The organism is Bacillus sp. LR--39, assembly GCF_053613335.1.
Window position 1 is genome coordinate 362,609 of the sequence record NZ_JBSIOT010000003.1, and the last position, 15,511, is coordinate 378,119.

Annotated in this window: 18 protein-coding genes and 1 pseudogene; 4 read left to right on the forward strand and 15 right to left on the reverse strand. The window is 46.1% G+C overall.

Features of this window, described 5'->3' with window-relative positions:
- Window positions 1–320: 320 nt before the first annotated feature.
- The gene (locus ACWHAR_RS16690; RefSeq protein WP_007609126.1) at window positions 321–1,940 is read right to left on the reverse strand and encodes an APC family permease; all 1,620 of its coding nucleotides are present in this window, start codon (window positions 1,938–1,940) and stop codon (window positions 321–323) included.
- Between the two features lie 185 nt (window positions 1,941–2,125).
- Between ACWHAR_RS16690 and ACWHAR_RS16695 the strand changes: the two genes are divergently transcribed.
- Window positions 2,126–2,386 (forward strand): hypothetical protein, encoded by a 261-nt coding sequence (locus ACWHAR_RS16695; RefSeq protein WP_003156732.1) that lies wholly within the window; start codon window positions 2,126–2,128, stop codon window positions 2,384–2,386.
- Between the two features lie 44 nt (window positions 2,387–2,430).
- On the opposite strand, the gene ACWHAR_RS16700 is transcribed toward ACWHAR_RS16695, so the two are convergent.
- From ACWHAR_RS16700 to ACWHAR_RS16755, 12 genes are all read right to left on the reverse strand, one after another.
- Window positions 2,431–3,129 (reverse strand): YqeB family protein, encoded by a 699-nt coding sequence (locus ACWHAR_RS16700; RefSeq protein ID WP_032872674.1) that lies wholly within the window; start codon window positions 3,127–3,129, stop codon window positions 2,431–2,433.
- A 109-nt stretch (window positions 3,130–3,238) separates the two neighbouring features.
- Entirely contained in the window at window positions 3,239–3,487 is a 249-nt protein-coding gene (locus ACWHAR_RS16705) for a sigma-G-dependent sporulation-specific acid-soluble spore protein CsgA (RefSeq protein WP_032872819.1), read from the reverse strand.
- A gap of 80 nt (window positions 3,488–3,567) precedes the next feature.
- Window positions 3,568–4,044, reverse strand: coding sequence for a DUF4879 domain-containing protein (locus ACWHAR_RS16710; RefSeq protein WP_032872671.1), 477 nt, complete (start codon window positions 4,042–4,044; stop codon window positions 3,568–3,570).
- A 103-nt stretch (window positions 4,045–4,147) separates the two neighbouring features.
- Window positions 4,148–4,327, reverse strand: coding sequence for a hypothetical protein (locus ACWHAR_RS16715; protein ID WP_011996242.1), 180 nt, complete (start codon window positions 4,325–4,327; stop codon window positions 4,148–4,150).
- A 13-nt stretch (window positions 4,328–4,340) separates the two neighbouring features.
- Complete coding sequence (locus ACWHAR_RS16720) at window positions 4,341–5,483, reverse strand: ABC transporter permease (RefSeq protein ID WP_032872669.1); 1,143 nt, start codon at window positions 5,481–5,483, stop codon at window positions 4,341–4,343.
- Window positions 5,480–6,667 (reverse strand): ABC transporter permease, encoded by a 1,188-nt coding sequence (locus tag ACWHAR_RS16725; protein ID WP_032872667.1) that lies wholly within the window; start codon window positions 6,665–6,667, stop codon window positions 5,480–5,482. The genes ACWHAR_RS16720 and ACWHAR_RS16725 overlap by 4 nt, the downstream gene beginning before the upstream one ends.
- Window positions 6,668–6,676: 9 nt before the next feature.
- Window positions 6,677–7,612 (reverse strand): ABC transporter ATP-binding protein, encoded by a 936-nt coding sequence (locus tag ACWHAR_RS16730; protein ID WP_032872665.1) that lies wholly within the window; start codon window positions 7,610–7,612, stop codon window positions 6,677–6,679.
- Window positions 7,613–7,753: 141 nt separating this feature from the next.
- A complete protein-coding gene (locus tag ACWHAR_RS16735) occupies window positions 7,754–8,398 on the reverse strand; it encodes a response regulator (RefSeq protein WP_032872664.1) in 645 nt (214 codons plus the stop codon).
- Between the two features lie 4 nt (window positions 8,399–8,402).
- Complete coding sequence (locus tag ACWHAR_RS16740; protein ID WP_032872662.1) at window positions 8,403–9,533, reverse strand: sensor histidine kinase; 1,131 nt, start codon at window positions 9,531–9,533, stop codon at window positions 8,403–8,405.
- Window positions 9,534–9,543: 10 nt separating this feature from the next.
- Complete coding sequence (locus ACWHAR_RS16745; protein WP_032872660.1) at window positions 9,544–10,257, reverse strand: YjjG family noncanonical pyrimidine nucleotidase; 714 nt, start codon at window positions 10,255–10,257, stop codon at window positions 9,544–9,546.
- Between the two features lie 92 nt (window positions 10,258–10,349).
- The gene (locus ACWHAR_RS16750) at window positions 10,350–11,735 is read right to left on the reverse strand and encodes an amino acid permease (RefSeq protein ID WP_003156747.1); all 1,386 of its coding nucleotides are present in this window, start codon (window positions 11,733–11,735) and stop codon (window positions 10,350–10,352) included.
- 425 nt (window positions 11,736–12,160) lie between these two features.
- A complete protein-coding gene (locus ACWHAR_RS16755) occupies window positions 12,161–12,592 on the reverse strand; it encodes a MarR family winged helix-turn-helix transcriptional regulator (RefSeq protein ID WP_003156749.1) in 432 nt (143 codons plus the stop codon).
- 194 nt (window positions 12,593–12,786) lie between these two features.
- Between ACWHAR_RS16755 and ACWHAR_RS16760 the strand changes: the two genes are divergently transcribed.
- The 3 genes from ACWHAR_RS16760 to ACWHAR_RS16770 all read left to right on the forward strand — a co-directional run bounded on the left by ACWHAR_RS16760 (window position 12,787) and on the right by ACWHAR_RS16770 (window position 14,808).
- Entirely contained in the window at window positions 12,787–13,191 is a 405-nt protein-coding gene (locus ACWHAR_RS16760; RefSeq protein WP_003156751.1) for a CidA/LrgA family holin-like protein, read from the forward strand.
- On the forward strand, window positions 13,161–13,853 hold the full coding sequence (locus tag ACWHAR_RS16765; RefSeq protein WP_032872658.1) for an LrgB family protein: 693 nt from the start codon (window positions 13,161–13,163) through the stop codon (window positions 13,851–13,853). Before ACWHAR_RS16760 ends, ACWHAR_RS16765 begins: the two co-directional genes overlap by 31 nt.
- Window positions 13,854–13,962: 109 nt before the next feature.
- Window positions 13,963–14,808: an aldo/keto reductase gene (locus ACWHAR_RS16770; protein ID WP_007609098.1), complete on the forward strand. Its 846-nt coding sequence runs from the start codon at window positions 13,963–13,965 to the stop codon at window positions 14,806–14,808.
- Window positions 14,809–14,860: 52 nt separating this feature from the next.
- On the opposite strand, the pseudogene ACWHAR_RS16775 reads toward ACWHAR_RS16770, so the two are convergent.
- Both ACWHAR_RS16775 and ACWHAR_RS16780 read right to left on the reverse strand, forming a co-directional pair.
- Window positions 14,861–15,107 (reverse strand): annotated as a pseudogene (locus tag ACWHAR_RS16775) (DUF4885 family protein); the annotation flags it as partial.
- 86 nt (window positions 15,108–15,193) lie between these two features.
- Entirely contained in the window at window positions 15,194–15,478 is a 285-nt protein-coding gene (locus ACWHAR_RS16780) for a hypothetical protein (RefSeq protein ID WP_032872656.1), read from the reverse strand.
- Window positions 15,479–15,511: the final 33 nt, after the last annotated feature.

Below are 15,511 nucleotides of genomic sequence, written 5' to 3' on the forward strand. Positions count from 1 at the left end.
CTTACGTACTGTATTTTTTCTGTGGTTAATTATTTGTTTTGTCTCTAAAGCTTTGACTTGAAGTACAGGAAAACGGATGAAGTTACGGAGAAGAAAGAAACATAAAAGATTAATAGCCGCCCAACATATCTTTTACATTCATTCTTTAGTATGGAAGACAGTTATTGATAAGACGGAGAAATCATGAGAAAAAAAAGAATACTGTCCTTGGTTGCCTGTCGTTAGGCTTTCTCATTCATCGTCACGTCTGTATCGAACCCATGTTTTTTTGCCCGATAAAAAAACCTTGCGGGAACTTACCGCAAGGTTTTTATCAATCACTATTCTTTTCCGGCAGCGGCTTCCGCCTGTCCGCCTTTTAATTGATCATTGATTGCTTTGGCGTCTTTCAAATACTCAGTCTTGAAGCCGCTCTTCAGCGCCCACGCATAGAAGGCAAGGGCAACGATTGCGATCAGCCCCATATCCCACCCGTACGGAATGATGTTCAGACCGCCGAATTTTTCACTTCCGAGCCATGAAATGACCATCATGCTGAGCAGATAGAAAACCATCCAGACGCCGCCTTTAAAGTTTCTGCGGAATCCTTTCCACTTCGCTTTCGCTTGGTAGTAGAAATAAATCGGAAGGCCGATCAAAATGATAAACAGCACCTGCCCTGTTAACGGCCAGCGCGCCCAATACAGCACGAGAGACGCGAACACGAAGCCGAGCGGTGCAACCACGCTGAGGCCTTTCAGACGGAGAGGCCGGTATAAATCCCCCGCCGTCCGCCGCAGCGTCATCACCGTCACGGGACCCGTGATATAAGAAATCAGCGTCGCAACGGAAATGATTTCAGCAAGCACGCCCCATCCTCTGAATAAAAACAGAAAGATAAACGATACGATCAGATTGAAAATCATCGCTTGGCGCGGCACGCCGTACAGCGGATGAAGCTTTCCGAAAATGCTCGGCATATATTTATTTTTTTCCATGCCGTAAATCATGCGTGACGTCGTAGCGGTATATGTGATACCCGTTCCTGACGGAGATACGAACGCATCCGCATAAAGAATAATGACAAGCCAGTTGATATTCAATGCGATCGCCAAATCGGCAAATGGAGAGTTGAAGTTCAGGTGACTCCAGCCGTGAACGATCATGGAAGGTTCAACCGCACCGATAAATGCGATTTGCAATAGGACGTAAATGACGGTTGCGACCAGCAGCGAACCGACAACCGCAATCGGAATCGATTTGCCGGGATTTTTCGCTTCTCCGGCCATGTTAATCGGGCTTTGAAACCCGTTAAACGCAAATACGATACCTGATGTGGCCACCGCCGTCAGCACGCTCGCCCAGCCGTTCGGCGCAATGCTTGAACCGGATGTGAAGTTTCCGCCGTGAAAGCCGGTAAACAGCAGCGCTCCGATTGTCAGCCCCGGAATAATAATTTTAAAGATGGTAATCAATGAATTCGCTTTTGAAAACAAGTTAACTGTCCAATAATTCAGTAAAAAGTAAATAATCAGTAATACGGATGCGAAGCCGAGCCCCTCTCCCGTAAGAGTGCCGTTGTGAACGAGATTGCTTGTCCATTTTGCCCATTCCCACGGCCATGAGCTCATATATTGAACAGACGCAACCGCTTCCACCGGAATAACGGAAACAATCGCGATCCAGTTTGCCCATCCTGCGATAAATCCAATAAATGATCCATGAGAATATTGAGTATATTTTACCATTCCCCCGGCTTCCGGGAACATTGAACCCAATTCACTGTAAGAAAGTGCGATAAATAAAATAACGATCATACCGATAATCCAGGAAATAATTGCGGCAGGTCCCGCAATCTGAGCCGCCCGCCACGCTCCGAATAACCAGCCGGAGCCAATCATCGACCCAAGTCCGACCATCATGAGTGCAAACGTTCCCATTCTGCGATGTAATTGATTCATAAAGTTAACACCTTTCAATTAAAATATGACTCCAGCGCTATCATATATTTATAATATTATTCTGAAAATAGTTTTGTCAATCTTTATCGCATTAAAGCAGAAAGCCAAAATTACCCTTCAGATGTTTAAACAGCCGTTAAGCGGGAATAACTACTGCAAGCCAGAAATAGAAAGGAGTTTTTATCGTGAAACAAAAACTGCTCATTTCAGGACTTGCCGTGTCGACTGTCGGAGTGACTTCCTACCTGCTCAAAGATAAATCAAACCGCCAAAAGGTGATGAACTTTATCCGCAATATGAAAACATCGCTCTCCGGGAAGCAGGATATTGAATCATTCCCCGTCAACAAAGCAGGCAACCCGCACCCCGAAGATATTGAAGATAACAAAATGGTATCCGAAGGCTCCATGTACCCGGTTCAATATTATGATGACAAGAAGAAATAATCTGTTCCCGGGCTGCCCGGCCGTATCAAACGGCGGCAGCTTTTTTATGCAGACGGCGTTTGATAGAACCGCCAATATTGGCGCGAGCCTTTATCCCGAACGGTAATGCCCAGCTTGGTTATTTCCGCTTTCAGCTCTTTCGCGTCAGCCTTTTCTTCCTCTTTCAGCGCCTTTTCTCTCGCTTTTAAAAGAGCATTAGCCCCCGGCTCCAAATCCGGCGTGTCCGGCACCCACCGTTTATATTCTTCTTTAAAAGGATCTTCCGTCCCCAGCCAGACATACCCATGCGCGCGAAACGCATCAGCCGCTTTTTCAACCGCCGGCTCAAGCTTCTCCCGAAAAAGCTCCTGCCCTTCAGTCCCCAATAAGACAAGATGCTTTTCATCCGTAAACACACCGGAAATGCTGTCTTTCGAGTACACGCTTTCTTCATTATATATGGTTAAGGACACCTCGCTGTCCGTCACGACCGCCGTAAGACATTCTTTAAAAACAGTCCGCGTCAGCCACAATCCCCCGATTAAGCCGATAACGGCGATGACAGCCGCAGCCTTCCATCCGTGAAAAGAAGCGATCATTTCCAGCGGCCCGATAACAGGCAGCCAATCCAATGTTACGGCCCATTTCGCAATGACCGGCAGAAACCATCCGATGATCAGCCCCAATAATGGCGGCACCAGAAAAACTAAAGCTTTTTCAACCGATGATAACTCAAGAACCGTCTGTTTTTTTATTTCGTTCATGTTTCTCCTCCGTCTGTTTTTTTCACAACTATCCATTATACAAAGGTTTGGATGATTATGTAAACTGTTTCCGAAACAATAAAAAGCCTCCCGGCCGCCGGGAGGCTTTTTAAAACAGGAGCTCATATACTTCATTCAATTCCATCGTGCGCTTCTCATCCTGCTCGTTCTCAGCATATTTGATTTCCTTTTCAAGCACCTGATTCAGCACATCCATTTCCAAATCATTTAGATCTTTCACAAACTCGCCCTCATTTGCATAATGCTTCACCTGAAGCTTTTTATAAATCCCTCGGCACACGTCATGCTCCAAGTGGTTCGAAAGCGACTCGCGCAAATATCCGAGTGTCCTGTCCATCATGTAAGCCCTCCCTTTTCTATAGGAATAGCTTCCCGGAAAGAGAGAAAAACTATACATGAAAGCACCGGGCGACTGTTTTAACTCTGTACCTGAATGGAGAAAAACCCGCTGCTTAACGGCGTGTACGGCCCGTTCAGCCCCGTTGCGGAGAAAGAGAACGTTCCTGAACTGACATAAGAAAGAGGAACACTGTAATATTTAATATAGCCTGTAACGATATTGCCGTTTTTCGTATATTCATCTTCCAGCGCTTTTGACGTAAGACTTGTAATATTCGTTCCGTTGTTAAACGCCTGGATCGTGTTATTGTTCGGATACCCTTGGAAATATACGGCTAAATAACCCGTTGTACCCTTCATCGGTTTTGATGCGCTGATTTGGTTCGGCCCGATATTTTCCCATTGGTAACTCTGACCGTCAGACGTCACACCGATAATACGGATTTGTGTTAAAGCAGGAGCCGGCGCCGCAGACGCTGATGGAGCCCACAACCCGCTCACAAGCAACAAAACAGCAACGGCCGCCGCGAATAGCGTAACGAGTCTCTTTTTCATGTTTCTTCCCCCTCTTATTCTTTTCGTAGAATCCTATACTATTTTACACGATTTACAAGGAAAAAGATTACATTTTATAAAAGAGTCCGGAACACTTTGTGAACTAGATATGAAACGCTCTTGAAACGCCGTTGATCATGAGAAAGATGCCGCAGATTCTTAACACGACTCTCGAACTTCTGTCATCTTTACCGAAAAAGGTTTTTCCGAGCCTCCCGATCCATACGTTCATTGCGGCTCCCGCGAGCAATTCTATGATTCCGATCATTTCTGCCATATACAAAGCAGCCACCCTTCTAACCGTTTTTTTTCATATGACGGCTTATCATATAAAGTGATAAGACCAATGACGCTGCACCGGCAGCAAGAAACAGGCTCAGCGGCACTATCTGCATGCTGCCTCCGCCATTGTTTTGAAATGCGCCGATCGCCCATTTTTCAGGGGTAAACAACGACAGCATCCGCATGTACTCCGGAGCCGTGTCTAATGTGAAGAAAGCCCCTCCCAATAAACCCGTGACAGCTATAAAAACGGAAGCAAGCGACGTGAATTGCTTTTGGCTCTTCATGAACGGTATCACAGCCATCGTTACAGCAGTCAGCGCAAACGAGCAGGCCGCAAGCACCGCTCCCGCAGCAAAAACATGATCAGCAAAACGGATATGCAGCATGAATGTTCCGGCAGCGAGGATCACGATAATATGGAGAAGTCCGAAAAGATACGCCGCCGCAAACTTAGAGATTGCATATGCCGTATAGGAAACGGGCGTGCTCAGCAATCTGTCATATGTATGATTTTCTTGTTCATTTATAAATGATCGCAGGCTTTGGACTGCAACGAACCAGATAAACATCACTAAAAATCCGATAAGTCTGTCGGCTGCCTGTCCGCCTTCATAAACGTGATGGCGGTCAACATTGACGGCGGAATGCCCCTGAATATCCTTCAAGAGATCAGCTGCGGCCTGCTTTCCGTCGGTGTGCAGCGTGCGAGATATCACTTTTGCATCGCGGACTATTTTTTTCAGCGCGCCCGCCTGCTGCGCAATCAGCTGCTCTGTCAAAACAGCATCACCCTTTTCTTCATTCTGAATAAATGAAACGTTCAATTCATCTCCGGAAAATAATGTCTCTTCAAAATAAGAGCCGATCAGCAATCCAAAGGATATATCCTGATGATTAACCTTTGTTTTTAATACGTCCTCCGTGACCTTCGTGACTTTTATATGGCCGGCTGTCTGAATCATTTTCATAAATTGCGCTGAATAGGCGCTCTGATCCTCATCAGCTACATATACTTCCTTCTGCTGACTGCCATCCGCAGAAAAGGAAAAGAAATATGTGAGAAGGAGCGGGGCGGAAATCGTCGCAAAGATGGCAGCCCTATTTTGCAGCATCAGTTTCAGCTGATGTCTGATCATGAATAACAGCTGCGTCATGAAACAGCCTCCTTCCGTTTAAACACCCAGATGGTCAAACATAAAAACACGGCGCCGATGGCGGCAAGCTCTGCCAAATCCGCCGCAATACCGCTCAGATCGGCATGCTGCGTGACACTGACATAGCTGTTGATCGCTTTGCCGTTCGGTATCAGCTCCTGCACGATTTTCAAACTGTCAGGCAAGCCGTCTTTTGCGATAAAGCTTCCGCCTAAAAAACTGAAGCCATACAGAATAGGAGCCGCCATGCTTGAGACGGTCTCGTGGTTTTTTGCAGTAAACCCCCAAAGAAGCACGATACTGCCGATCGCAAATGAATAAACAATCGTAACCAGCAATATTTCAAACAAATTGCCCCATTTTACCTGATACAAGATGCTGCTTGCGATGATGACGGCAGCCATTTGCATAAGGATGGCAAGCATGATTCCCAAAAGCTTACCCGCCACATACTGGATACGTAAAACAGACATTGATTTGATTCTGAATAACGTGTGCTGCTGTCTCTCTTCCACTATCCCGTGAATGAGCGCAAACGCGGTCATAATGGAAAACATGACGACCATTGCGATTGAATAATACTGCATCGCATCAATCGGAGCCGCGTGATTGCCGGCTGACTGTTTCGGAATGGTGACAGCCTGTTCACGTTCACCCGAAAGGCCGCTGATGATTTTGCTGACATCTCCCTTTGACAGATGTCCCGACTTCTTCAGCACCGCTTTTTCTTCACTGATCTCCGCTTTTACTCTGGTGACAAACGAATCGGCCATCATTTCCACAATGTCTCCGTTTACAGAGCCCTGTTGGTCCGAGATGACTTTGATACTTGTTTTTTCATTGTGTTCTGCCGCTTTTGCAAAGCCTTTCGGTACGTATACAAAAACGGAGACTTTGCCGCTTTCGACAAGCTGTTTCCCTTCTTGGTAACTGCCTATGTCTTTTACACGGATGAGATCAGTTTGTTTCAGCACGTCATTCTTTAATACGTCGCCCAAAGAACTCTCCGCGTGATCCGCATTATAAAACGCGGTCTGAAATGGCTTCACTTTCGAATCGCCGTGAAAAACCGTTCCTAAAATAAAAATCATCAGTGCCGGAAACAGAATCAGTTTTATATAGAAAGACTTTGCTCCGGCCAATAACCGAAAATCTAATAAGATCAGCCTGAATAATATTTTCATGACGCCCCCCTATGAATCCCGCAGCGTTTTGCCGGTGAGCCGGAGGAAAATGCTTTCCAGATTGGCTTCCTCGAAATGAATGCCCTTAATGGTGATACCGGTTTTCCTGATATCATCCGCAATATCAAGGATATTGCGATCTGCCGCAGAGACGAGCATCGTAATGGTCTGCTGGCTGACAGCAGCCTCGGCAACACCGGGAATGCGGCGGATTTTTTTAACGGCATCATCATTCAGCCCCTCTGCATTCACGATCAGGGTATCAGAAGCTTTGGCTGACTGCTTCAATTCGTCTTTCGTCCCGCAGGCAATGATTGAGCCGTGATCCATGATCGCCGCTTTTTCACAGAGGTATTCGACCTCTTCCATGTAATGACTCGTGTAAATGACGGTCATCCCTTTTTCTTGATTTAACGTCTTCACGGTTTCAAGAATGTGGTGTCTGGATTGCGGATCAATTCCGACGGTCGGTTCATCTAAAATGAATAGTTTCGGTTCATTCATTAGCGCGGCCCCGATATTCACCCGTCTTTTCATGCCGCCTGAAAATTCAGATACCCTTTGGTTTCGCTGTTCCTTTAATTGGATGATATCCAGCACTTCATCAACCCGTTTACAAAGTTCCTTACCGGACAGTCCGTACAGACTCCCGAAAAAAGCCAGATTATCCTTTGCGCTTAACGCTTGATATAAAGCGATTTCCTGCGGGACGACTCCCATCACTTTTTTTATGGCCGCAGGCTGCTCCTGTAATGAGGTTCCGTCAATGCAGATTGTTCCGCCCGTCGGTGAGAGCACGGTGCTGATCATCGACACCGTTGTTGATTTACCGGCGCCGTTTGGTCCCAGCAGACCGAATATCTCTCCTTTTTCGACGCGCAGTGATATATGATTGACAGCGGTAAAATCGCCGTACTTCTTTGTCAAATCCGTTAATTCGAGCATTCGTGCAGCACTCCTTGTGTCATGTCTGCACTTATTCTACTCTCGGCAATCCTTGTTTTCTATTCACTTTCGTACTCGATATGGGTATTACTTTCGTCATGTGTTTAGTGATAAAAAGGGAGAGAGGAGGGTGAAGCGGGGTTATAGCAATTTTTGCAAATATAAGGTAAGCTCGGTTCTGTTTGACACTTCAAGTTTATCGAGGATTCTGGATACATAGTTTTTCACAGTGCCTTCAGTCAGAAATAAGTCTGCGGCAATGCGTTTATTGCTTTTGCCTTCCATAATGTGTTTCGCCACATCAAGCTCTCTCGGCGTGAGAATCTCCTTCAGCTTTGACCGCGGCTCTTTCTGCACCGCAGGGATCTCCATGTTGTTCAGCGCTTTTACGACGGAAACCGTGATTTTGGGATTCAGCATCATCTGCCCTTCATAAACGGCTTGAAGAGAGGCGGTAATTTCATCTGAATCAGCATCCTTCAAGAGATAGCCGTCGGCTCCGCTTTTCAGCCCGGCAAAAATATAGTGATCATCTTCAAACGTTGTCAGAATGATGACTTTTACGGAAGGATATCGCGCTTTTACCGCTTTTGTCGTTTCGATTCCGTCCATACCGGGCATTCTGATATCCATCAAAATCACATCGGTTTCGGTTTGAGAAAGCAGCCGGAGAACCTCTTCGCCGCAAGAAGCCTCTCCCGATATTTGTATTCCTTCGTGAAGACTCAGAATCATTTTCAGCCCCTCTCTCACAATGGACTGGTCGTCTGCAATCATGACATTCACTTGATTATTCCTCCTTGCATGGAATCCTTATTTTCACGTCAAAACCCGTTTCCTTCCCGGAAGAGAAAACAGCCTCTCCGCCAAGTGCGGCCGCTCTTTTCTCAATTCCTTTCAGACCATTTGATTTTATGATCGTTCCGCAGGCTGAGCCGTTATTATGAATATGCGCCAATATCATGTTTCGGTTTTTTTGAATCCGGACAGAAACATATGAAGCATGTCCATGCTTTATCGCATTCGTAATCGTTTCCTGAACGGATTGATAAAGACAATGCTTCACATCCGGCTGTTCCGCTTCTATCGCCGCGTCCGTCTCCAGCTCGAAGCGTATGCCTCCCGCCTCTTGAAAATGACTGAAAATGTCACGGAGCTCTTGCTCAAACGCCCGCCCGGACAACGAGCCCTGCAGCAGCGTAACCGCCTGGCGAAGCTTTAAAATGGATTCTTTCGTAAGATCATGCGCTTTATGAATGATCTGCTTCACTTTGTCCGGCTGATGCCCGGCTGTCTTCCCGGCAAACTCTAAATTCATTTTCAGAGCAGCCAGATAATGACCGAGCGAATCATGCAGCTCCTGCGCAATTCTTGTTCTTTCTTTCGTAACGGCCAGTTCCTCAATCCGGTCTGAATATTCCTTCAGTGTGTCATTAGCGGTTTTCAGCTCTCGGTTCAGCAATTCTACCTTCGACTTCTCCTGCAGGTTTTTCCGATATAAATAAATCACCGCAAACATGATGAAGTATGGAGGCACGATATCACTGACACCCGCTCCTCCGGCGTATAAAGCTGCGGCAAATGCGGCGGCATTCACCGTTAACAAAACAGCCGAAATCTGCTGATCAGTAATAAGCACCTCCGCCAATAAAAGCACCATTACGGCCTGTGTCCCCACACTATAGACATTGTACAAAAGAACTCCCGCGATAACGTTGCTCAGGAGAAAAGAGCCTTGATATACAGCAGGCCTTCTCTTCATATATAGCGGCCGCAGGCAGTCATTAGCCGTCAGCATCATCACGAGCACAGACAAAAAAACCTTCAGCTCCCCCCGGCCGGGAGGAAGCTGAAGAATCGCATGAAAGATTGATAGTAATGCAAAACCCCTGATCAGTAACTTCGTATGTGCAATCTTCATCGTATTCTCCTTACAGATGAGCGGCGGCTTTTCGCTCCACGTTCAGCACATCATACAGCTCATCAAGCGAATGAATTTCATACGTCGGGATGATCCCGGACTCATTTGCTTTCTTTCCGGGATTAAACCAGCACGTATCCATTCCCGCCATCTGACCGCCTTTTATGTCCGCGCTCAATGAATCGCCGATAATAAGCCCGTGCCCGGCAGAAAAACCGGGAATTCTCGCAAACACGTAATCAAAGTATTCCTTCATCGGCTTTTGAAAACCCGTGTCCTCAGATACAAACACATCTTTAAAAAACGGATACAGACCGGAGTCGCCCAGCCGCTTATATTGTGATCTTGAGACGCCGTTCGTCACGATGTATAAATCAAATAAAGGACTCAGCCGTTCAATCAGCTCATAAGCTCCGTCTATCATCTGGTGCCCTTCTTCTAAGTATTGGCGGTACGCCTGATTCATCAGCACGCCGTCGGCTTCGAGGCCGTATTCTTTAAATAAAAGGGCAAACCGTGTATTCACCACTTCATCGCGGGTCATTTCCCCCTCTTCAAACGCCTGCCACAGCCCTTGATTTAACGCTTTATAACGGGCTTCCACCTCTGCCGTCAGCTCCAGCTTTGAACCTTGAAACAATTTTTGAAGAGCATCGGTTTCTGAAGCGGTAAAATCCAGCAGCGTATTGTCTATATCAAATAATAACGTACGGTAATGACTCATCGATGTTTCCCCCGGTTCTGCTTTTTTTAACCAGTATACCACTCGCGGACAAGCCGAAAAAGACACCCCTGTAAGAGAGGTGTCTTTTTGAATTATACAGCGTCTTCTATTTTCGATTTTTCACCAGGCATGCGCTTGCCGATACCGAACGCATAATAGCTGACCGTCACAATCGCCAGGAAAATCACCCCGACAACCAAAGAAATCCGCGTATCTTTGTTAAACCACATGCCGATCAATACCATGAGTAAGAAAGCGATCGTCAAATAGTTTGTAAACGGCGCAAAAGGCATCTTAAACGGATGCTTATCAAGCTCAGCGCCCTTCGCTCTTCTGAAACCGAGATGGCTGATTAAAATGACGAACCACGGAATCATTCCCGGCAGCACACTCGCGCTGTACACATAAACAAAAATTTTCGGAGGCGCGATGTAGTTCAGCACGACACCGATCACAAGTCCGATTAATACCGCAAGCGTACCGAATATCGGCACACCGCTCGAAGAAACTTTCTTAAAGAATTTCGGCGCCTGTCCGTTCACGCCTAACGTATAAAGCATACGTCCCGCACTGAATATCCCGCTGTTGCATCCGGACATCGCAGCGGTAATCACAACAAAGTTAATCAAACCGGCCGCCGCCGTAATCCCGACTTTCGCAAATGTCGAAACAAACGGACTGCCGAGTGAGTGAAGCTCATTCCACGGATATACGGTAACGATTACGAAAATCGCACCGATGTAGAAAATTAAAATCCGCCAGATAATGCTCTGAATCGCGCTTCTCAGCGTTTTTTGCGGGTCCTTCGCTTCCCCTGCCGTAATTCCGATCAGCTCGACCCCTTGATAGGCCGCAACAACCAAAGACAAAGCAAAGAAAAATCCTGAAAAACCATTTGTAAAGAAACCGCCGTGCGACCATAAATTAGATAATCCGATCGCATGCCCTCCGTTACCGAAACCGAAGAAAATAATCCCGATTCCGGCCACAATCATCAGAATAATGGTGACGATTTTGATCATGGCAAACCAAAATTCAAACTCACCGAAAGATTTTACTGAAATTAAATTCGCCGCACCGAGAATGGCCATGGCGATAATGCCGGGAATCCATGCCGGCAGATCAGGAAACCAATATTTCATATACGAACCGACGGCGATAATTTCAGACATCCCGACGATCACCCATTGAAACCAGTTGCTCCACGCCGTCATATAGCCGGCTAACGGATGTATATACTTATGGCCGAATGTCGCAAACGACCCTGTACTCGGCTCTACATAGAGCATTTCGCCCATCGCACGCATGATAAAAAAGATAAAGATACCCGAGATCGCATAAGCCAGCAGGACAGACGGCCCTGTCCATCCGATCGTGCTGGATGACCCCATGAATAAACCGACACCGATCGTGCCGCCCAGCGCAATCATCTGTATATGACGCGCGCCTAAGCCTCTCTTTAATTCTTTGTTTGCCACTTCGCTTCCTCCTCTTAACAGCTCTGATATATGTGAAATAATGAAGCAGAAGGTGCACCTGTTGAACCTAACTCAATCTTCATTTCCCGCAATATTAGAAATATTCTATCTTCCTATCGTTATATAATCTCCAATTTCCTTATTCCATCATAATAAATTTTCGTGGAAAATACAATTGTTTTTTTCAGGCAAACACCTTACACTCTGAACCAATGGAGTAAAAATAAAGCGCTTTCATTTTTATTGAATTATGAATATTGAGATAATAAATGCCGCAGCCTCCGAGAAACATTATTTCCCAGGAGAAACGTTTTCCGCCCCCTATTCAATATTATTTTTGCTAAGCAGAATGGCGTAAAGCCTTACTCTCTTCCATTCTCCCTTGTATACGCCATAATCCTGCTTAACCCGGCAAAAATCATGCATTAATCGATAAATGCCTCATTCAGCCGCAGCAAAAGCCGGCCGAACATTTCTTTTTCATCGCCGGACCAATCGTCAAGCATACGATGATACCGCTCAAGACGCATCTTTTTATCAGCTTTTAACCTCTGTTTGCCAAGCTTCGTAATCGCAAACAGACTGACCCGCCCGTCAGAAGGATCGGAAAAACGCTGGATCAGCTCTTTCGACTCCAAGGCCGCTGCCTGGCGTGACAATGTGGAAATATCCAGCTTAAATGATTCGGCCAATTCCTTCACACGCGCAGGCCCGAATTCATCCAGCTGCCGTAATAACAAATACGCAGCCCTTTCCAGATGTCCGATTTTACGGTCGGAGTTATCAAGATAAACAGCTCTCCTGATAAAAGTGGTGAGCTCATATTCAATTAATTCAATCGGATCTTGTTTTGACAAACGCCTCACTCCTTACATTGACAACAGCAACATTAGTTGTATAATACAAACATATGCACATTTACTCAGAAAACATATAGAAATATTTTGCATACATATATTTGTATAGTACAAATATATGTGCCAAAAGTAAAGAAACTTATAGAAACATCAAGAAAGGGGGAAGCTGCTCTTCTCCAAAGAACAGCATTGTCGTGAAAGTCATACGCATCATCTTGCAAATCATTATTTTATTCGCATTTTCCTTTATCGGGGGAGCCGTTCAGCAGTTCTTTCACCTGCCCATTCCCGGAAGCATCATCGGTTTGATCCTGCTGATCATATGTTTATCGGTTAAGATCATTCCCGTCAAAATGATTGAAGACGGAGCCGGATTTTTGCTGTCTTTTCTTCCGCTCTTATTCATTCCGGCCATGACGGGCGTCATCAATTACCCGTCACTGTTTTCCGCCAGCGGGGCTGCTCTGTTTCTGATCATCGTGCTGAGCACCATCGTCACAATGATCGCCGCAGGGTACGCCAGCCAGCTGTTAGAGCACAAAGCCAATCAGAGAAAGGAGAAAAAGAAGTGCAGCAAGCATGTATCGCAATCGTTATAATTTTGTTCACGGCCGCCGCCTATCTGGCTATGGTGAGATTATATGTGCGCTTTCCATATCCCTTTCTCATACCAGTTTTGACGACTACGATTTTCATTATCGCCGTGCTGCTTGTTTTTCATATTTCGTATAAAGACTATATGATCGGCGGACAATGGATCAATTCACTGCTCGGACCCGCCGTGGTGGCTTTGGCATACCCGCTTTATAAGCAGCGCCGGGTGTTAATCAAGTATATGTTTCCGATCATCGGCGGCGTGTTGGCCGGTTTATTCTCCGGAATGGTCAGCGGCCTGCTATTTGCAGAGCTGTTCGGCATCAGCCGGAGTTTGATTTTGTCAATTATCCCAAAATCAATTACGACGCCTGTCGCCATACAGATTGCGTCCGGTATCGGCGGTGTCCCTTCCATGACAGTCGTGTTCGTCATGATCGCAGGGTTTTCCGGCGTTATCTTAGGACCGCTGCTTCTCAAGTGGATCCGCATCCGCAGCTCACTCGGGAAAGGAATTGCATTCGGAAGCGCTTCCCATGCGCTCGGCACCTCAAAAGCAATGGAGTACGGAGAATTAACGGTCTCCATGAGTTCTGTTTCCATGACGCTCTGCGCCGTGTTAGGGTCGGTCTTCGGCCCCGTCGTAGCATGGATGTTTCAAATTTAAAGCTGACGGTTCTCCGTCAGCTTTTTCATGTGCGGATCATCTCATTTCCTTCCATTATTACGTTTCATTTGTAAGAATAATGGTAAAGTAGAAAACAAGGAGGGATTTAATGATGACTGGAGCAATTCCGCAAAAGAAACTGCTGGATGGGACAAGCATTCCCGCGATCGGCTTCGGTACATACGCTCTTAATGGAAACAACGGCGTTCATGCCATTACCAGCGCCATTGATATCGGCTACCGTCTGATTGACACCGCTTATAACTATGAAAATGAAGGATCGGTCGGAGAAGCCATCCGCAGAAGCTCTGTTCCGAGAGAACAGCTATACGTGACGTCCAAGCTGCCCGGGCGCTACCATGACTATGACAAAGCTGTACAAACCATCCAAGAATCTTTATACCGCGCCGGTCTGGACTACTATGACCTGTATCTCGTCCATTGGCCGAACCCGAAACAAGACCGCTACACGGAAGCATGGCAGGCACTGATTGATGCGAAAAAATGGGGTCTGATCCGATCCATCGGCGTCTGCAATTTCCTGCCTGAGCATATCGAACGGCTCGAACGTGAAACCGGCGTAAAGCCAGGCATCAACCAAATTGAACTGCATCCCGCTTTTAATCAGCAGCAGCAGCGCCAATGGCACGAAGAACAGGGCATCGTGACAGAATCATGGAGTCCGTTATCCCGCGCCGGCGAAGTATTGAACGATCAAAAACTCGGACGGATTGCGGACAAATACGGCAAAACCATTTCTCAAGTCATTTTACGCTGGCATATCCAGCTGGGCGCCATCCCGATTCCAAAATCAGCATCGCCCGAGCGCCAGCTTGAAAACATCTCTGTTTTTGATTTCTCCCTTGATGAAAACGATATGAAACTTATCGATTCGCTTACCCGCCCCGACGGACGCATAAACGGCCAAGACCCAGCGGAGTATGAAGAGTTTTAAGAAAACACATAAAGAAAAGCTGACGTCATCATTTGTCAGCTTTTTTCTCATTTTATATACGCACACCCAGCTCCCGTTTCCATTCAGAAAGCCAATCTGTATCCCCAGATCCGTATTGCCTGCTTTGACCGACATCACGCAGAGATCCGTTTTTATACTCAATGGACAGCACCAAATCAGGAATGGCATCATAACCGTTCTCGCAGCTTCGTGAGCCCCTGTCCGTAATGGGCGGCCGCTTCTGCCGCCGTATGTTTCAGTAAAGGATCGTGCTGCAGCGCTTCCTTATAGACGTCTAACTAAATAACCAGCCGCCGGTCATATCACCGACAGCTGACTTCGAAAAGTGTTCTGATCCCTGTTCCAAAAACATCAATAAATTTATTTAAATTGTTATATCATCTTTCAATGTTTTTTCACGCCTTTGCATTTTTGATTTTTTAAAATTAAATATTTCATATACGCATGGTATCACTATTAAGGTAAGCATGGTTGCTACTGCCAAACCTCCAATCACAACAACTGCTAAGCTTTGTGAAACAAGATTGACCGACTCTGATTTCTTCACTAATATACGAAGATAACTGACTACTCCCCAGGCTATTATAATAATGGATGTTAACGTAATAGCAGCTTTATTAGCAAAGGACCATTTAGTTAACCATGACATATGAAATCTCCTCTCTCTTTATAAATTTACTGG